Raw genomic sequence first — 20,632 nt, 5'->3', positions numbered from 1 at the left:
AATGAACATGGTAAATGCACAAACAATTAAATCTAACAAAATGAGCAAAAAAGTATTATTCGTGGTAACGAGCCACGGCGAATTAGGAAACACTGGTGAAGCTACCGGTTATTATTTAGGTGAAGTTACGCATCCTTGGGCTGTATTGGCAGATGCTGGTTACGAAATAGATTTCGTGAGTCCAAAAGGAGGAAATCCGCCGTATTATGGAAATACTCCAGATGATAAGGTTAATGAAAGATTTTTGGCAGATGAATATTACCAAAATAAAATTCAGAACACCATGAAACCTTCAGAAGTAAATCCAGATGAATATGTGGCGATTCTTTATGCAGGAGGTCACGGTACGATGTGGGATTTTGCAGATAATGAAGAACTGGCACTAATCGCTCAAAAAATCTACGAAAAAAATGGAGTAGTAAGTGCGGTTTGTCACGGTCCTGCTGGATTGGTGAACATTAAACTCAGCAATGGAAAATATTTGGTAGATGGCAAAAAAATCAATGCTTTCACCAACGAAGAAGAAGCTGCTGTGAAATTAGATGATGTGGTTCCATTTAGATTAGAATCTAAATTAATAGAACGTGGAGCCAAGTTCGAAAAATCAGGTTTATGGCAAACACACGTTGCAGTAGACGAAAGAGTAGTAACAGGTCAAAATCCTCAATCTGCTCATGCAGTTGGCGAAGCTGTTTTAGAAGAACTTAAAAAACTTCAATAATTGATAATAGAAAAGAGACTGATCAGTCTCTTTCTTTATAAATGATTCATAAATGATTCAACAGATGTTTATCTTTTACTTTACCATCATAAGATTTTTGAAAATATTTATGGCAATATGAAAATTCTAATTTTCATACTATTTGGGATTGATAAATGATAGTCCTATTCCCATAATTATCTCTTAAAAAGGAGTATGATTTTTGGTTGATATTTAATAATTTTGTTAAAATTACAATAGTGCACAAAATGAAGGGTATCATTGTAAGCACTCTCAATTTTAGCATTTTAAATCTTGACTAAAAAACAAACATTGCTGCGCAAACTCTCCAGACTTTGAGCTCCAATGTTCCTCAGAGCCAAAAAAACACCATCCTTTCAACACATCTCCGTGAACTTTTTGATAAAAAAACTGTTTAAATAACAATTTCCATAAAGTTTCATAGCGAATGAATTTCGCCAACTTAGCACCGATGTCGCGGATTTGTAATCCGTGACTATTACTTTGTTATTACTTAAATATAATAAAATATTTAAAACATAGCTTTCTCAATTCGCTAGCGAATTCTCACTTAGCTCACTTAAAAAAGCAATTCAAGAAAAAAAATCTTTGCGATTCAAAAAAATCCCCCCAATAATATAGATTCCTAATCGTGAGCAAAAAACAGAACCCTGTCATTCTGAACTAAGCACAGCGTAGTGAAGAATCTTTTCATCAAGGAAAAAGTTTTTCTACACCTGCCAACCGAATATCCGTGACCTTCCCAGAACATTTCCGATGTTCCTCAGAGCTCTCAAAAACGCAATCATTTCACCACATCTCCGTGAACTTCGTGATTGAAATACTCGCACCTCGCATCCTTCATCCTTCACCACATCGCTTCAAAGCGAATGAATTTCGCCAACTTAGCTTACTTAAAAAAGCAATTCAAGAAAAAAAATCTTTGCGTTTCAAAAAAAATCCCCCAATAATTAGATTCCTAATCGTGAGTAAAAAACATAACGTGTCATTCTGAACGAAGCGTAGCATAGTGAAGAATCTTTTCATCAAGGAAAAAGTTTTTCTACACCTGCCAACCGAATATCCGTGACCTTCCCAGAACATTTCCGATGTTCCTCAGAGCTCTCAAAAACGCAATCATTTCACCACATCTCCGTGAACTTCGTGATTGAAATACTCGCACCTCGCATCCTTCATCCTTCACCACATCGCTTCAAAGCGAATGAATTTCGCCAACTTAGCTTACTTAAAAAAGCAATTCAAGAAAAAAAATCTTTGCGTTTCAAAAAAAATCCCCCAATAATTAGATTCCTAATCGTGAGTAAAAAACATAACGTGTCATTCTGAACGAAGCGTAGCATAGTGAAGAATCTTTTCATCAAGGAAAAAGTTTTTCTACACCTGCCAACCGAATATCCGTGACCTTCCCAGAACATCTCCGATGTTCCTCAGAGCCCTCAAAAACGCTATCATTTCACCACATCTCCGAGAACTTTGTGATAGAATACTTGCACCCCGCACTCCTCACCCCGCATCCCTCATCCTTCATCCTTCATCCTTCATCCTTCACCACATCGCTTCAAAGCGAATGAATTTCGCCAACTTAGCTCACTTAAAAAAGCAATTCAAGAAAAAAAATCTTTGCGTTTCAAAAATAATTTCGATTCCTAATCATGATTAAAATATATAACCCTGTCATTCTGAACGAAGCGTAGCATAGTGAAGAATCTTTTCATCAAGGAAAAAGTTTTTCTACACCTGCCAACCGAATATCCGTGACCTTCCCAGAACATTTCCGATGTTCCTCAGAGCTCTCAAAAACGCAATCATTTCACCACATCTCCGTGAACTTCGTGATTGAAATACTCGCACCTCGCATCCTTCATCCTTCACCACATCGCTTCAAAGCGAATGAATTTCGCCAACTTAGCTTACTTAAAAAAGCAATTCAAGAAAAAAAATCTTTGCGTTTCAAAAAAAATCCCCCAATAATTAGATTCCTAATCGTGAGTAAAAAACATAACGTGTCATTCTGAACGAAGCGTAGCATAGTGAAGAATCTTTTCATCAAGGAAAAAGTTTTTCTACACCTGCCAACCGAATATCCGTGACCTTCCCAGAACATCTCCGATGTTCCTCAGAGCCCTCAAAAACGCTATCATTTCACCACATCTCCGAGAACTTTGTGATAGAATACTTGCACCCCGCACTCCTCACCCCGCATCCCTCATCCTTCATCCTTCATCCTTCATCCTTCACCACATCGCTTCAAAGCGAATGAATTTCGCCAACTTAGCTCACTTAAAAAAGCAATTCAAGAAAAAAAATCTTTGCGTTTCAAAAATAATTTCGATTCCTAATCATGATTAAAATATATAACCCTGTCATTCTGAACGAAGCGTAGCATAGTGAAGAATCTCTTCATAAAGCAAAATATTTCAACTTCACAACTTAACAACTTTACGACTTAACAACTTTACAAATCATCAACTTTACGATTTCACAACTTCACAACCTCACGAATCCCGTTGACTAATCAAAGACCAAAAGTCTGCGAACGAAGTTCACGAATCCAAAATACATAGAGTCAGTTCCCCTCTTACAGAGGGGTGGCATTCAGAGCATCGGAATGACGGGGTGTTTTTATTGAAGAAAGTAATTTCAATATAAAGAACCCCAATTTGATATGGAGACAGAGATTAATCTAATAGAGCTTTTTTTTAATCCGTAACCTTTATCACCTTCTAACTCATAACTCATACCTCATACCTCATACCTCATAATTCATAACTCATAACTCATAATTCACGACTTCACATCCTCATCATTTTAAAATTCATGATATATGTCATTATATTTATTTAGAATAATTATAAATAATATATAAATTTGCATTGTTATTTAAAATCGTTCTAAATAAATATGAGAAAAATCGCTTTACCTATTGTCCTCTTCAGTTCATTTTCTCAGTTCTACGCACAAGTAGATACTACCAAAGTGGAAAATATTACTGAAGTAATCATCAATCACACGAAGAAATATAAAAATGAAAATGCTTTTTCAGTTTCTAAACTCAATTTAAAGGATATTGAAAATCCTCAAGTCTATAATAGTATTCCAAAGGCAATACTGAAAGACCAAGTTTCCACCAATTTTAAGAATGTATTAACCAATGCTACAGGGATTACAAGACTTTGGGAAAGTACTTCCAGAGGTGGAGACGGCGCAGAATATTACACAATGCGTGGTTTTTCTACTCAATCCAGATTGGTAAATGGTATGGCGAGCTTCAACAATGGTGGTCTCGACCCTGCTAATATCGAAAATATTGATGTTATCAAAGGTCCTTCGGGTACTTTGTACGGAGGAAATTTAGTTTCCTATGGTGGTTTGGTCAATTTACAGACCAAAAAACCTTATGATAAATTGGGAGGCGAAATAAATTATGTTACAGGGACTAACGCCCTGAATAGAGTAACTATTGATGTAAATACTCCTGTCAAAAATGGGCTTTTTCTTCGCTTAAATTCTGCCTATCATACTGAAAATTCTTTTCAAGATACTGGATTTTATAAATCTTTCTTTATAGCTCCCTCTTTAAAATATGTAGCAAATGATAAATTGACGTTTTTGGTGAATACCGAATTTAAAAGCAATGAGACAGCCAATGCACCAATGATTTTTTTGAGCAGATATGCTCCTTTATCGTTTAATTCCATAGATATTTTTGAAGCTAATTATAAAAAATCTTACACCAGTAATAATCTTACAACCAAAAATCCAACATTCAATTTGCAATCCCAAATGATATACAAATTATCAAATAAATGGACGTCTCAGACTCAATTTTCGAGCAGTTCAAGCAAAGCTATGGGGTATTACCAATATTTGTGGGATAGTGCGAATGGAGATGAATTTACAAGATTTATTTCCAAATCCAATAGTGAAACATTGGCAACCGGAATTCAACAGAATTTTATTGGCGATTTCAATGTTGGAAATATGAGAAATCGTCTGGTAGTAGGTTTGGATTATCTCAACACGAAGGTGGTAAACAATGATTCTGAATGGAGAGCATTTGGAACGGTTTCCTTAAAAAATCAAACTGATTCTTCCACGCTGACTTCGCAAGGGGCAGATGCTGCACTCTTAGACGCAAAGGTTGTTCCTGCAACTGCAGAAATGAATATTAAGAGTGCCTATTTCTCAAATGTATTAAATATCTTACCAGAATTATCTGCAATGTTAAGTCTACGGGTGGATAATTTCAGCGGCAAACCTACACAATGGTCCACTGAAGAAGTGAATGGCCAAACCACCTTTTCTCCAAAATTTGGTTTGGTATATCAACCGATTCTCAACAAACTATCTCTTTTTGCAAATTATATGAATGGATTCCAGTATTTAACGCCACAAAAAGTAACCGATGCTAACGGAAATAACCCTACTATAAAAATATTTGATCCTGAAAGAGCTAATCAATGGGAAGTGGGGGCAAAAGCCAATCTTATTGACAATAAACTTTCTGTAACTGCAAGCTATTATGATATTAAAGTAGCGAACAAAATAATGGCAGACCCTAATAATATGAACAATTCCATACAAGGGGGTGAAGTGTTCAGTAAAGGATTTGAATTAAGTGCTGTCGGGAATCCAATAAAAGGGCTTAATATCATTGCAGGATTCAGTAAAAATAGGAGTGAACAGGTAAGCGGAGATTCCACTTACAACGGTTTACGTCCCGAAGAAGCTGGACCAGAAACTTTAATTAATTTTTGGGCAAACTATAAAATTCAACAGGGTAATTTTAGAAACTTTGTTGCAGGGTTCGGTTTTAATCACGCTTCAGAACATAAAACACTTAACAGAACAGGAATCGGAACTTTCGAGTTGCCTAGTTATACGATTGCCAATGCCATGATTGGCTATCATCCAGAAAAATATAGTGTTTCCTTAAAGCTCGATAATATTGGAAATACTAAATATTATTCGGGTTGGAGTACAGTTACCCCACAAAGGTTAAGAACGCTTTCTTTAGCTTTAGGATTTAATTTTTAAGTTTTTTTCAAATCACGTTTTAATGGTCACAAAAGTTGGCAGATTTCTTCTGCTAACTTTTGATTTTAATAAAAAGCAATGAATAATAGACACGAACATCGCCTAAAAAATAAAAAATCTCTTTTCAAAAAATGGATGGGTAAATTCCATCTATGGCTAGGACTTTCCACAGGTCTTATTGTATTTATCGTAAGCATAACTGGCGCTTTGTATGTTTTTAAAGAAGATATACAATATGCTCTAAGAAAAGATTTTATCTACCATTCAGAACAAAATATTGCTGGAAAATCAACTTTGCCTTTACGGGTTTTAGAACAAAAAATAAACGAACAAAATCCTGAAAAATATCCCTTGCATTGGGTAGAAATTCCCATTGATAAAAGCAAATCTTACAAGTTTTACTATTACGAAAGAAATCCTGATGCTTGGAATTATTTTGATGAATATCAAATTTATAAGACTGTTTATATTAATCCATTTACAGGGAAGATTCTTTCCGTTCAAGACGAGAAAAACGGATTTTTTAATATCGTTAAATTCATTCACTGGAGTTTTTTACTCAAATCAGATTGGGGGAAATATGTGGTTGGGATTCCGGTTCTTATTTTTGTTTTTATGCTAATTTCGGGCATTATTTTGTGGTGGCCAAGAAATAAAGCCGCCAGAAAACAACGCTTTTGGTTTCAGTGGAAAAATATTAAAAATTGGAAACGAAAGAATTACGATTTGCACAGTATTTTAGGCTTTTATGCATCTTTTATTGCTCTTATTGTGGCAATGACAGGCCTTTTTATTCGTTCTTTTTTATACAAGCATTTTTTTATTTTATTTTTTCTGGAGGTAATACGGTATATCCTGATTTCTCACATATAAAAACGAAAGACCCAATCGAAATGAAAAGTACACAGACTTTAGATAAAATTGCACTGCAGGTAGAACAGCATTATCCCAATTATTCAGCATATACAATAGATTTAGGGCATCCGCATTTAGACGATCATGAACATGAAAATTTTACCGTTTATGTAAGAGGTTTAGAAGATAAATACTACATTTACAGCGAAATGATTTTTGATGAAAATTCTGGGAAACTTCTTATGAACCGTCCTTATGAAAAAAGAAATTTTGGAGAAAAATATGTGGCGGCCAATTATGACATTCACGTAGGGGCAATTTTGGGAACTTTTGGAAAAATCTTGGCATTTATATCCAGTTTGATTTGTGCAAGTTTACCCATCACAGGATTTTTAGTTTGGTGGGGTAGGAAAAAGAAGGTAAAACCCATGTAACACTCTATCACAAAATCCAAATAAATAAAAATTATTTAAAACTTAAGTTTCAACAATTCACTAGAGAATTCCCACTTTGCTTACTTAAAAAAAAGCAATTCAAGAAAAAAAAATCTTTGCGTTTCAAAAAAATCCCCCCATTAATTAGATTCCTAATGGTGAGTAAAAAACAGAACCCTGTCATTCTGAACGAAGCGTAGCATAGTGAAGAATCTCTTCATAAAGCAAAATATTTCAACTTCACAACTTTACCCCGCACTCATAACTCATAACTCATAATTCATAACTAATAACTCACAACTTACGCCTTCACGACTCATCGACTTTACCCCGCATCCCTCATCCTTCATCCTTCACCACATCGCTTCATAGCGAATGAATTTCGCCAACTTAGCTCACTTAAAAAGTAATTCAATAATAAAAATCTTTGCGTTTCAAAAAAAATCCCCCCAATAATTAGATTCCTAATCGTGAGCAAAAAACAGAACCCTGTCATTCTGAACGAAGCACAGCGCAGTGAAGAATCTCTTCATAAAGCAAAATATTTCAACTTTACGACTTAACAACTTTACGACTTAACAACTTTACAAATCATCAACTTTACGATTTCACAACTTCACAACCTCACGAATCCCGTTGACTAATCAAAGACCAAAAGTCTGCGAACGAAGTTCACGAAGCCAAAATACATAGAGTCAGTTCCCCTCTTACAGAGGGGTGGCATTCCGAGCATCGGAATGACGGGGTGTTTTTATTGAAGAAAGTAATTTCATACATAAAGAAACCCAATTTGATATGGAGACAGCGATTAATCTAATAGAGCTGTTTTTAATCCGTGACCTTCATCACCTTCTAATTCATAATTCATAATTCATAACTCACGACTTCACAACTCACGACTTCACAACTCATTAAATATTAAAGAGATTGAAAGGGCAGAAATTCTTCAGTTCATTAGAAATTGACTTGCGATTGATGTCCTAGGAAACCGCAAGCGTTAAAAAAATGTTTAGCTTTTTCGTTAAAAAAGTCTGCTGTTTAAGCTCGGCATTCTGCCGAGTGAGTTTCTGAGTTTTTAGAAAAGGCTAAACATTTTTAGCTGAGGATTTCCAGACTTGAACTTTTGGTTCTTTTGGTTCAAGCCAAACCTAACGGAGTGGTTCGACGAAGTCAAAAGAACATACAATAAAAAATCACGCATCCTCCTACACTTAACCAAAGAATCCCAACATAACTGCTATGTTATAGCATAGTTGTAGTATAGTTAAAGTATAGTAAAAGTACTGATGAAGAATGTAAATCTTATATCTTCTTCATCTCAAAAGAAGGGAAGACTCTGTTATCAAATCACTAAGAAATACAGAAAAACAAAGATTAAACTTTGCTTTTGTAAGGGTTTTAGGCATTTATTTCCTAAAAAAAACTATTTTTACTTCATTAAAAATGATAAAAAAATGAAATTGACAAGAATTTTTGTTCCAATAGTAGCATCAGTGTTATTATATAGTTGTGCTTCTAATAACTTATCCTACGAAGGAAAAGCTTTTAAAACCGCCTATGAATCCATCAATGCAGAAGAACTGAAGAAAAACCTAATGGTCATTGCTTCAGACGAGATGGAAGGCAGACAAACCGGCTCTGAAGGTCAAAAAAAAGCAGGCGTTTACATGATAGATTACTATAAAAACTTAGGCGTTTCTTATCCAAAAGCATTGGGAAGTTATTATCAAAAAGTCCCAAAAGAAGCTTTGAAAAGCAGAAGAGGAGAGCTTCCTGACTCAGAAAATATACTGGCATTTATAGAAGGAACAGAAAAACCAGAAGAAATCATCGTGATTTCTGCACATTATGACCACGTTGGAACCAATAATGGAGTAGTGTACAATGGAGCAGATGACGACGGAAGTGGAACAGTTGCGGTAATGGAAATTGCAGAAGCTTTCCAACAAGCAAAGAAAGCAGGAAAAGGTCCGAAACGTTCCATTCTTTTCTTACATGTAACTGGGGAAGAACACGGCTTATTAGGTTCTAAATATTATTCCGAGAATCCAGTATTTGATTTAAAGAACACTGTGGCAAACCTAAATATCGACATGATTGGTAGAAGTGATAAAGAAAACGAAGGCAAGAATTATGTCTACGTTATCGGTTCTGATATGCTTTCTACTGAATTAAAAAAAATAAATGTAGCAGCCAATAAAGCGACTCAAAATCTAGAATTCAACTATAAATATGATGATCCTAATGACCCAATGAGATTATACTACAGAAGTGACCATTATAATTTTGCAAAACACGGCATTCCTGTAGCGTTTTTCTTTGACGGAATTCACGAAGATTATCATCAACCAACAGATGATCCGGAGAAAATAGATTATCCATTACTTCAAAAAAGAGCACAACTCGTTTTTGCAACCGCTTGGGAATTAGCCAATCGCAAGGAGAGAATTGTGGTAGATAAAAAGTAGTTATAGAATTGTAGAGCGATAGAATTGTAGAGCTAATTTTTTTTTAAAAATTTTTATTTTCTATAATTCCCCAATTCTACCATTCTCCCATTCTCCCATTCTCCCATTCAAAAAGTAGCCTCAACAGGAATCGAACCTGTATCTAAAGTTTAGGAAACTTCTATTCTATCCATTGAACTATGAGGCCAAAATTTATGAATTTAAAAGTAAGAAAATATATTCAATAAAAACATTGATTTTTATCAATAGGAGCGGACTTTAGTTCGCTTTTTTTAATTATAAATTTATAGGGCTTTAGCCGAAATTTAAAGAAGACAAAAATAAAAGAACCCACTCTTTAGAAGCAGGTTCAGTAGATAAAGACATCTCATTTTTTTAGTTAAAAGCCAAAAGAAAAGGGAAGCCGACGATGCTTCCCTTAAATTTTTATCTCAAATTTAATGATGATTTCTAGTGAATTGGATACAGAAAAATGCATAACTTTTATTTTCCTGAATTAAAATTACAAATTATTATAAATCAGTATATTAACGGAATGTTAATATTCACATGTTCTGCACAATTTTTTTGTTTATAAATATTGCTGTGCAAATTCTAATGCTCTTTTTTCAGTGTAAAAAGCATTCTTTTCTCCTATAAATCCTACATGTCCACCAAAGTCAGGAATCTCTAAATGCAAAAAAGAATTGGCTAATGCTTCTTCTTTAGGAAAGCAACTTTCAGAAAGAAAACTGTCGTTTTTAGCATTGATAAGAAGTGTCGGAATTTTAATATTCTTTAAAAACTGTTTAGAACTGCATTTTTCATAATAATCAAAAGCGTCTGTGAATCCGTTAACTTTTGAAGTATAAACATCATCAAATTCCTTTAAATCTTTGATGTTTTTGATTTCTGATTCAGATAAAAATTCTGGAAATCTTTTGCACTTGAGTAGCGTTTTCTTTTTTAAGGTTTTCAGGAAATTGTCGGCATACAAACGATTTCTTTTAGAGGTTAATTTGTGCATAGAACCTTTTAAATCTATTGGTGTAGAAATGGCAATAACTGCTTTTATTTTATCAGAAATGTCTCTGCTTTCACCAGCGTATTTCAAACACAAATTTCCACCAAGACTAAACCCTTTTAGAATGATTTTTTCATAGTTTTTAGAAAGCACCTTTTCTATCACTTCTTGCACATCATCGGTTCTTCCAGAATGATAAGAATAATGTACTCTATTGCTTTCTCCGGAACAATCTCTGTGATTTACAGCACAACAATCAAAGCCGTTTTCATTGAAGATTTTTGCTGCTCCCAACATATAATGTCTCTGTGCGCTGCCTTCTAAACCATGAAATAAGATAACACAACGGTCAGTTTTTTCTTTGGCAAAACTCCAATCTAAATCCAGAAAATCGCCATCAGAAAGTTCTAGTCTTTCTCTTTGTTGAGTTATACCAGTAACTTTTCTAAATAAAGCACTGTAAATCGTAGAAAAATCTCCATTTCTGAAGATTTTTTTTAGGTTGATATTCGGAAGGAAGAATAGGCATTCAATTATAATTTTTCAGCAACAAATTTCGCTGTTCTAGAGAATTTATCTTGTGCCAAATCTTCTGGAGTTCCTGCAAAAACTACTTCTCCACCGTGTTTTCCAGCATCTGGACCGATGTCAATGATGTAATCTGCAGACTTAATAATATCTGGCTGATGTTCAATGACAATCACAGAATGTCCTAAACCAATTAAAGCCTGAAGCGATTTCAAAAGTTTATTAATATCATGAAAATGCAATCCTGTACTCGGTTCATCGAAAACGAAAAGCGTTTTTTCTGTTGTTGCACCTTTTACCAAAAACGACGCCAGTTTTACTCTTTGAGCTTCACCACCAGAAAGCGTAGAAGAACTTTGCCCTAATTGCAAATACCCCAAGCCAACGTCTTGAAGTGGTTTTAGTTTGGTTACAATTTTTTCTTCGTGGTTTTCTGAGAAAAATTCAAGTGCTTCATCTACAGTCATGTGTAAAATGTCAGAAATATTTTTTTCATCATATTTTACTTCCAGAATTTCATCTTTGAAACGTGTTCCGTGGCAATGTTCGCATTCTAATTCTATATCAGCCATAAACTGCATTGAAACAGTAATTACACCTTCTCCTTTGCATTCATCACATCTTCCACCATCTACGTTGAAAGAAAAATGTTTTGGTTTCAGCCCTTGAACTTTTGCAGATTTCTGCTTCGCAAAAAGGTCTCTGATGTCGTCATAAGCCTTCAAATAAGTGACAGGATTAGAACGAGAAGATTTTCCGATTGGGTTTTGATCAATCAATTCAATATTTTGAATCACTTTTTTAGGAAATTCCACCGAATCGTAATCTGCTTTTTTACCGCCCATTCCTAATTCTATCTGAATGGCATTCGTAAGGATTTCTTTCATTAAAGTAGATTTTCCACTTCCAGAAACGCCCGAAATTACGGTAAGAACTTCCAAAGGAACATCTACATCTATGTTTTTAAGATTATTCTGTCTTGCTCCTTTTATTTTGATGAATTCTTTCGGTTTTCTTCTGGTTTTTGGGACTTCTATTTCTAATCTTCCCGTTAAATATTTCGAGGTCAAAGTATCTGCACCTTTCAATTCCTTGAAATTTCCTGCAAAAACCAATTCACCACCCAAAAATCCAGCTTCAGGACCAATGTCTATAATATAATCCGCTGCTTTCATCACATCTTCATCATGTTCTACCACAATCACTGTATTTCCTAAATCACGAAGATTTTTAAGAACTTCAATTAAATTTTCGGTATCTCGTGAATGCAGACCAATACTTGGTTCATCAAGAATATAAATACTTCCCACCAAAGAACTACCGAGCGAAGTGGCGAGATTAATTCTCTGCGATTCTCCACCAGAAAGCGTGTTAGAAGTTCTGTTTAAAGTCAAATAACCTAATCCAACTTTATTCAAAAATTCTAAACGAGTGTTGATTTCGTAGGTTAATCTTTTGGCGATTTCCGCATCGTGTTGGTTGAGTTTCAAATTTTTCATCAACGGAAGCAATTCATCTAAAGGAATTTCTACCAAAGATTGAATGTCGTGACCATCAATTTTCACATATTCTGTTTCTGGACGAAGGCGTTTTCCTTCGCAAGTTGGGCAAGTAGTTTTTCCACGGTATCTGGAAAGCATGACTCTGTACTGAATTTTGTACAAATTTTCTTCCAGCATTTTGAAAAAATTATCAATACTCGGGAAGTTTTTGTTTTTATCGCCTCTCCAAAGATAATTTTTCTGTTCTTTTGTGAGTTGATGATACGGTTTATGAATAGGGAAATCTTTTGCTTTTTTGATGAAATCTCTTTTCCATTCGCTCATAGATTCTCCTTTCCAACAAGCAACTGCATCTTCAAAAACCGACAAATTTTTATTCGGAATCACCAAATCTTCATCTATTCCGATGACTTTTCCATAACCTTCACATTCTGGACAAGCGCCATAAGGATTATTAAAACTGAAAAAATGAACATTAGGTTCGTTGAACGTGATTCCGTCTAATTCAAATTTATTAGAAAATTCTTTTACATTTTCGGTTTCAATTTCTTTTAAAGAGCAAGTTTCGTGACCTTCATAAAACGCCATTTGAACAGAATCTGCCAATCTTTGAAGAAAATGTTCATCATTATCATAAGAAAATCGGTCAATCACGAGATGAATTTCCATGTTTTCTTCTGGAACGAAACCAAAACTTTCTAAATCTTCAATATTGGCAAGGTTTCCATTGATTTCTAATCTTGTAAAACCTGCAACTTTTAATGTTTTGAGTTGTTCTTTGAATTTTTTGACTTCAAAAAGAAGCGGCGCTCTCAGAAGAAATGTTTTTCCTTCATTTTTTTCGATATAATCTATCACATCTGTCACCGAATCTTTTTTCACTTCGTCTCCAGAAATAGGAGAGTAGGTTCTGCCAACTCTAGCAAAAAGGAGTTTCAGGTAATCATAAATTTCGGTAGAAGTTCCTACAGTAGAACGAGGATTGCTAGAAATTACCTTCTGCTGAATGGCAATAGAAGGCGCTAAACCTTTGATGTCGTCAATTTTTGGTTTTTCTAATTTACCAAGAAACTGACGAGCATAAGAACTCAAAGATTCTACATAACGTCTCTGTCCTTCTGCGTAAATCGTGTCAAAAGCAAGCGAAGATTTTCCGCTTCCTGAAACACCAGTAATTACGATGAGTTTGTTTTTCGGAATCAGTACATCTATGTTTTTGAGATTATTAAGATGTGCGTTTTTTACGAAAAGATGTTTTTTGATATCGATTTCTTGAGTTGTAATCATAATGAATTGAAGAAGAGCAAAATTACGGAAAAATTACCAAATTTTGAAAGGAGAATTATGGATAAAACTTGTAAAATTTAACATGAAATAATTTGAAAATTCAAAAAAATGCAATTTTTAGAGTTCAAATTGTAATTAAAAAAAGTAATTATGAAAAAATTCATTAATCACCTAATTACACATTTGATGAAAATGAGATAGCTAGTGTATTTATCTAGCAACTATAAAGGACACAGATATTTTTTGTGTCCTTTTTTATTTGTAAAAAAATTTAAGAATTTTAATTTTTTTACTCTAAATTTTTCATATAAATTTGGCCGATTTTTTATGAAAAATTAAAATATGAAAAAAACAATTTTAAGCGCAGCTCTGTTGGCACTTTTCGTAAGTGTTCATGCGCAAGAAAGAACAATTGATGAGGTAGAATTAACTGGTAAACTGGTGAATATGCCTTTCAAAAAATCTAATGTAAATATCACAGTTATTACAAAATCTGAAATTCAGAATAGTCCCGCTCAAAGCATTGAAGAAGTAATTGCCTATTATACAGGTGCAGATATCAGAAAACGTGGTGCAAATGGCGTTCAGACCGATATTTCTCTCAGAGGAAGTTCTTTTGAACAAGTTTTGGTTTTGATAAATGGCGTGAGAATGAATGATGCGCAAACTGGTCACAATACCATGAATTTTCCGTTTGATTTAGCTTCTGTAGAAAAAATTGAAATCTTAAAAGGTCCTGCTGCAAGAAGATACGGACAAGGAGCTTATGCAGGTGTGGTAAATGTTGTAACTAAAGTTTCTGCAGAAAACAATTTAACGATTAATGGTGAAGTTGGGGATTTTTCTACGCATGGTTTCGGTGTTGCTGCAAATTTCGGCAGCGAAAAATTTAGAAATTTTATTCAGGTTAATAATACAGAATCAAATGGTTATCGATACAATACCGATTATAAAATTAAAAATATCTGGTATCAAAATCAATTTGACATAGAAAACGGGAATGTGAAATTTCAAGCTGGAATTCAAGAAAAAAAGTTCGGAGCCAACGGTTTTTATGCTTCACCAGCTTTCAAAGATCAATATGAAGAAGTGCAAACTTCTTTAGTGGCGGCTTCTCTAGAGAAAAAAGTGAACGAAAATCTAGGTTTTGCAACGCGTTTGTATTGGAGAAGAGCACAAGATATGTATTTATTCATCAGAAATAATCCTGCAGCATACAGAAATATGCACATCGGAAATAATGTAGGAATTGATGCGAATGTAAATTACAAATCAGAACTCGGAATTACAGGATTGGGAGTAGATGTTAGAAAAGAATTTTTAGAAAGTAACCGATTAGGAAGCAGAGAAAGAACCGTTACCAATGCTTTTCTAGAGCATCATCTGTCGTTTTTTGGTGAAAAATTAAATATTACTCCGGGAATTTCTTTCACGAGTTTCAGTAATGATAAAACCTATTTTTATCCAGGAATTGATGCAAGTTTTACCAACGGAAATTCTAAATTTTTCGGTAATTTTTCTAAAGTGAATAGAATTCCTACTTACACCGATTTGTATTACATGAGTCCTTCTGAACAAGGAAATGCAAATTTGGTTGCCGAAGAAGCATTAACAGGAGAGTTCGGTTATATTTTCAAAACCAATAAAACTTTGCTCAAAGCATCTGCGTTTTGGAGAAAGTCTGATAACGCTATCGATTGGCAAAAAGCTACGCCAACTTCACCTTGGACTGCACAAAACATCGGGAAAATTGAAACAAAAGGTGTAGAATTAGAAGCAGATTATCAGTTCGCTTCATGGGTTGGAACTTCTGTAGGTTATACGTACATAGATAATCAAAGATTAGCCAGCAATATTGTTTCTAGATATTCTTTAGACAATTTAAAGCATCAGTTTGTAGCGAAGTTGAGAAATAAATTCGGGAATTTTTCGAATGAATTGATTTACAGACATAATGATAGAGTTTCTCTTGGAAGTTATAATCTATTAGACAATAAATTAAACTATACTGTAAACCAACTTAACCTTTACGTTTTGGTGAATAACATTACGAATGTAAAATACATCGAAACTTCTCTGGTAGAAATGCCCGGAACGTGGTTTCATCTAGGTTTTACCTATCAATTTAAATTATAATTTTTAAATCCCGAGAAAAAATATTTTCTCGGGATTTTTTTATAGAAAATGCCCATTAAAAAAGAAAAATTTCGTTACTTTTACCAAAGGATTAATCATTTGAAAAACCATGAAAAAACTTATTATTCTTTTCTTTTCCATCTTTTCATTGTTCTCTTATTCTCAAGAAGATTTTAAGAAAAAAATAGCGCAAGATGCTTGTAAATGTATTGGAGAAATAAAATTGGAGAAAAAATCTAAAGAAATGATGCAGATGCAATTAGGCTTATGTTTCATAAAAGTTTCTACACCTTACAAAGAACAAATCAAAAAAGAATACGGCATAGATTTGTCCAAAGATATTACCAATGACGAAAAAATGGGAGAATTGGGCGAAAAATTGGGAATACTCATGGTTTCAGAATGTGCAGATACTTTTATCAATTTTGTAGACCAGTCTGGTCTTACTGATGAATATGCTCAAGAGTCTACTGCAGAAGAAAATTCAGCGGAATTCATGAATGGTGAAATCACCAAAATAGAAAAGGATGCCTTCGTTATTTTTTATTTGAAAGGTGATAATGGTATTTTAACCAGATTTTATTGGATTTCTAATGTAGATTCTAATATAGAACTCGAAAAGAAATATCAAGATTTAGTAGGTAAAAAAGTAAATATCACTTATTACTCTGCTGATATCTTTGACCATAAAATAAATGACTACAGAAAAGTCAATATTCTCTCAATGTTGAAAACTGAATAAAATTTAATGATTTTCGACTTTGTCTATTATTATCAAAATTGTATCTTTGTATACTTAATAATTTTTTAATTTATGAAATTTATAGTTGCAAGTGGCGAATTACAGAAAGCTCTTAACGTGGTAAGTGGTGTAATTTCTAGTTCGCAGTCAAGACCCATTTTAGAAAATTTTCTTTTTGAATTAGAAAATGAAATTCTAAAAATAACTGCTTCTGATGGCGAAACCACACTTATTACTTCTCTTGCTGTAAAATCTGATGATCAAGGCAAAATTGCTGTTCCTGCAAAAATTTTTCAAGATTTAATTAAAACTTTTGGAGACCAACCGCTTACTTTTTCAGTAAAAGATTCTGAGTCTGGTGAAGGTGGTCTTTTAGAAATTTTAGACGAGAAAGACAATTACGAAGTAGCGCTAGATAATGCAGAAGATTATCCAGAATTACCAGAATTTGATGCGTCACAAAAAGTTACGCTAGCTTCTGGAGTTCTTGCAGATGCGCTAAGCAATACCTTGTTTGCAACAAGCAACGATTCTCTAAGACCTGTGATGACGGGAGTTCTTTTCCAATTTACAGAAAAAGAAACCAATTTCGTGTCTACGGATTCTCACAGATTAGTGGTGTATAAAAGAACGGATGTTACCAATAAAGAAGCGGTAGAATTTATCATGCCGAAGAAACCTTTGTCTATTTTCAAAAATATTTTGTCAAATTCTAATGACGAAGTAACCATCGAGTTTAATGAGAATATGGCGAAATTCACTTTCGGAGAGAATATTTGGATTTGTAGACTAATTGACGGGAAATATCCTAATTATTCTGCAGTAATTCCTAAAGAAAATCCGAATGTTTTGACGGTGAACAGAAACTTATTGCTAAGTTCTATCAGAAGAGCGAGTATTTTATCAAACAAATCTACCAACCAAGTTAGATTTAAGCTTTCTGGTAATGTATTGCATCTTCATGCAGAAGATACAGAATATGCAAACAAAGCAGATATGAATATTCCTTGTGATTATAAAGGTGAAGATATCAACATCGGTTTCAGTTCTAAATTTTTAACAGAAATGTTATCTGTTTTAGGTTCTGAAGACATCACGATGAAAATGTCTCAGCCAAACAGACCAGGAATTGTAGAACCAGTAGATGGTTTAGATGAAAACGAACACATCTTAATGCTTTCTATGCCAGTAATTGGAATGTAATACCAAGTAAAAAGGTAAAAGTAAAAAATTAAAATATCAATAGAGTCGTCCGAAATTTCGAGACGACTTTTTTATTGAATTATAATTTGGCTTTATCCAAATCCTAATTTGCAATTCTAAAATTTCCTTATCTCTCAAAAAATCACGATATTTGCAAACTTATAAAAGTTATTTGTTTTTTGATATCTCAAATCTCAAATCTCAAATCTCAAACCTTTTTAAAAAATGAAAATCTCAAACAATTGGTTAAAAGACTTTATTAAAACAGATTTAGCAACAGATAAAATTGGTGCTTTTCTTACAGATATTGGTCTTGAAGTAGAAGGAATAGAAAAATTTGAATCTGTAAAAGGCAGTTTAGAAGGAATCGTAGTAGGTAAAGTTTTGACTTGCGAACAACATCCTAATGCAGATAAACTCAAAAAAACTACTGTAGATATTGGTGGTGGCCAAATTTTAGAAATTGTTTGTGGCGCTCCTAATGTTGCTGCTGGTCAAACCGTTCCTGTTGCTGTAATTGGTACTAAAATCTATGCTAAAGACGGCACTGCTTTCGAAATGAAAGAAGCAAAAATTCGTGGAGAAAAATCTCAAGGAATGATTTGTGCAGAAGATGAATTAGGACTTTCAGACGATCACGGTGGAATTATGGTTCTAGACGAAGAAATCTACCAAGTAGGAGAACCTTTTGCAAAATATTTTAATTTAACCAATGATGAGGTTTACGAAATTGGCTTAACACCAAACAGAACAGACGCAATGTCTCACTATGGTGTAGCAAGAGATTTACATGCTTTTCTTTCAACCAATGGTTTAAAATCTGAATTCGAAAAAGTTTCTACAGCTTTAGTGAATACAGAAGGAGAACATGGTTTTGAACTGGAAGTAGAAGATGAAGCATTATGCCCAAGATATATTGGTGCTGTAATCGAAAATGTAAAAATTTCAGAATCTCCAGAATGGTTGAAAGACAGATTAAAAGCCATCGGTCTTTCGCCAATTAATAATGTAGTAGACATTACCAATTATATTTTACATGGTTTTGGTCAACCTCTTCACGCTTTTGATGCAGATAAAATTGCTGGTAAAAAAGTAAAAGTAGGCGTAAATGATGCAGGAACTAAGTTTGTAACTCTTGATGGAGTAGAAAGAACGCTTAATGGTTCAGAAATCATGATTAAAGACGGAAACAATAAGCCAATGTGTATTGGCGGGGTTTTCGGAGGAAATGACAGTGGCGTTTCTGAATCTACAACTACAATTTTCTTAGAATCCGCATATTTCAATCCAGTAGCGATTAGAAAAGCGGCTAAAGCTCATGGTTTAAATACAGATGCTTCTTTCCGTTTCGAACGTGGAGTAGACCCTAACAATACCAGAACTACAATTACTCATGCCATCAAAATGATTGAAGAAATCTCAGGTGGTAAAAAAGTAGGAAATCTTTTAGAATTTTATCCTAAAAAAATAGAAGACACTAAAGTTATTTTTAGATATTCTCAACTTGATAAAATTTTAGGAATTAAAATTCACAGAGAAAAAGTAAAAGAAATTTTAAAGTCTCTAGAAATTTCTGTTCTTAATGATATTCCAGATGGTTTAGAATTATCGGTTCCGGCTTACAGAGCAGATGTTACCAGAGAAATAGACGTGATAGAAGAAATTCTTAGAATTTACGGTTATAATAAAGTAGATGCACCTCAAAAAATAGCATTTACTCCAGTAAAACTAAGTGTAAATGACCAAGACGAACTAGAAAATTCTTGGGCAAGAACGCTTCAAAGCAATGGTTTCAATGAAGTGATGAACAATTCTCTTACTTCTGTTAAAGATGAAACCAATGCTGTAAAACTCTTAAATCCTTTGAGTGGAGATTTAGCTTTTATGAGAAAATCTTTATTAGAAGGGCTTTTAGGAAATGCAGTATACAATATTAACCGTAAAAATCCAGACATCAAATTCTTCGAATTGGGTAAAATTTATCACAAGTTCGAATCAAGCGAAGCGTATCTTGACCAAAGGAAAAAAAAGTATGAGGAAAGAAAACAATTAGCATTGCTTACAACGGGTAGAACGTATGCAGAAAACTGGTTGATGCCAAAATCTGCCTCTGATTTTTACATGTTAAAAGGTTATGTAAAAGTGCTTCTTGATCGATTAAATCTTGTAACAGAAGAAAAATCTTTAGAAGATGAAAGATTCGGTGATGCTTTAGAAATTACAGCAAACGGAAAAACCATTGTCAGATTAGGAAAAGTATCTCCTAAACTGTTGAAAGAATTTGATATAGACCAAGATTGCTTCTATGCAGAAATAGAGTTAGAAACTTGTCAAGCGCTTAGAAAAACAGATAATTTCAAATTCGTAGATATTCCGAAATTCAATAAAATCAGAAGAGATTTAGCGCTATTGGTAGATAAAAATGTTTCTTATGCAGATTTATATGCTTCGGCAAGAAAAAATAAATCTAAATTCTTGAAAAATATCAATCTATTCGACGTTTACGAAGGAAAAAACTTACCAGAAGGCAAGAAATCTTACGCGATGAGTTTCGAGTTGTTGAACGAGGAGAAAACCTTAGAAGACAAAGAAATTACAGAAGTAATGAACTCGCTGATTAAGAATTTCCAAAAAGAATTCAGCGCAGAATTAAGATAATTTAGTAAAAATTTAAGTCGAGATGAGAATAGAAATC

Annotated in this window: 9 protein-coding genes, 1 tRNA gene and 1 pseudogene; 8 read left to right on the top strand and 3 right to left on the bottom strand. The window is 33.8% G+C overall.

Annotated elements, in window-relative coordinates:
• The first annotated feature begins 40 nt into the window (after nt 1-40).
• From KKQ79_RS07160 to KKQ79_RS07145, 4 genes and pseudogenes are all read left to right on the top strand, one after another.
• Nucleotides 41-721: a type 1 glutamine amidotransferase domain-containing protein gene (locus KKQ79_RS07160; RefSeq protein ID WP_250131211.1), complete on the top strand. Its 681-nt coding sequence runs from the start codon at nt 41-43 to the stop codon at nt 719-721.
• A 2,922-nt stretch (nt 722-3,643) separates the two neighbouring features.
• On the top strand, nt 3,644-5,779 hold the full coding sequence (locus KKQ79_RS07155; protein WP_213189545.1) for a TonB-dependent siderophore receptor: 2,136 nt from the start codon (nt 3,644-3,646) through the stop codon (nt 5,777-5,779).
• Between the two features lie 78 nt (nt 5,780-5,857).
• Nucleotides 5,858-7,068, top strand: a pseudogene (locus tag KKQ79_RS07150) (PepSY-associated TM helix domain-containing protein).
• A gap of 1,454 nt (nt 7,069-8,522) precedes the next feature.
• The gene (locus tag KKQ79_RS07145) at nt 8,523-9,536 is read left to right on the top strand and encodes a M28 family metallopeptidase (RefSeq protein ID WP_213189544.1); all 1,014 of its coding nucleotides are present in this window, start codon (nt 8,523-8,525) and stop codon (nt 9,534-9,536) included.
• Between the two features lie 115 nt (nt 9,537-9,651).
• Here the strand turns inward: KKQ79_RS07145 and KKQ79_RS07140 are convergent.
• The 3 genes from KKQ79_RS07140 to uvrA all read right to left on the bottom strand — a co-directional run bounded on the left by KKQ79_RS07140 (nt 9,652) and on the right by uvrA (nt 13,856).
• A tRNA-Arg gene (locus KKQ79_RS07140) sits at nt 9,652-9,723 on the bottom strand.
• Nucleotides 9,724-10,107: 384 nt separating this feature from the next.
• Nucleotides 10,108-10,836 (bottom strand): YheT family hydrolase, encoded by a 729-nt coding sequence (locus tag KKQ79_RS07135; RefSeq protein ID WP_347813933.1) that lies wholly within the window; start codon nt 10,834-10,836, stop codon nt 10,108-10,110.
• 236 nt (nt 10,837-11,072) lie between these two features.
• On the bottom strand, nt 11,073-13,856 hold the full coding sequence (uvrA, locus tag KKQ79_RS07130; RefSeq protein WP_213189543.1) for an excinuclease ABC subunit UvrA: 2,784 nt from the start codon (nt 13,854-13,856) through the stop codon (nt 11,073-11,075).
• A 342-nt stretch (nt 13,857-14,198) separates the two neighbouring features.
• Between uvrA and KKQ79_RS07125 the strand changes: the two genes are divergently transcribed.
• The 4 genes from KKQ79_RS07125 to pheT all read left to right on the top strand — a co-directional run bounded on the left by KKQ79_RS07125 (nt 14,199) and on the right by pheT (nt 20,595).
• Nucleotides 14,199-15,992: a TonB-dependent receptor plug domain-containing protein gene (locus KKQ79_RS07125; protein ID WP_213189542.1), complete on the top strand. Its 1,794-nt coding sequence runs from the start codon at nt 14,199-14,201 to the stop codon at nt 15,990-15,992.
• 109 nt (nt 15,993-16,101) lie between these two features.
• Nucleotides 16,102-16,734: a hypothetical protein gene (locus tag KKQ79_RS07120; RefSeq protein ID WP_213189541.1), complete on the top strand. Its 633-nt coding sequence runs from the start codon at nt 16,102-16,104 to the stop codon at nt 16,732-16,734.
• A 72-nt stretch (nt 16,735-16,806) separates the two neighbouring features.
• Nucleotides 16,807-17,937 (top strand): DNA polymerase III subunit beta, encoded by a 1,131-nt coding sequence (dnaN, locus tag KKQ79_RS07115; protein ID WP_069796875.1) that lies wholly within the window; start codon nt 16,807-16,809, stop codon nt 17,935-17,937.
• 225 nt (nt 17,938-18,162) lie between these two features.
• Complete coding sequence (gene pheT, locus KKQ79_RS07110) at nt 18,163-20,595, top strand: phenylalanine--tRNA ligase subunit beta (RefSeq protein WP_213189540.1); 2,433 nt, start codon at nt 18,163-18,165, stop codon at nt 20,593-20,595.
• The last annotated feature ends 37 nt before the right edge of the window (nt 20,596-20,632 follow it).

This window comes from Cloacibacterium caeni (assembly GCF_907163125.1).
In the GTDB taxonomy this organism is placed as follows: Bacteria; Bacteroidota; Bacteroidia; order Flavobacteriales; family Weeksellaceae; genus Cloacibacterium; species Cloacibacterium caeni_B.
The sequence above is the reverse complement of the archived record's forward strand: the minus strand, read 5'-3'. Positions and strand labels throughout refer to the sequence as shown.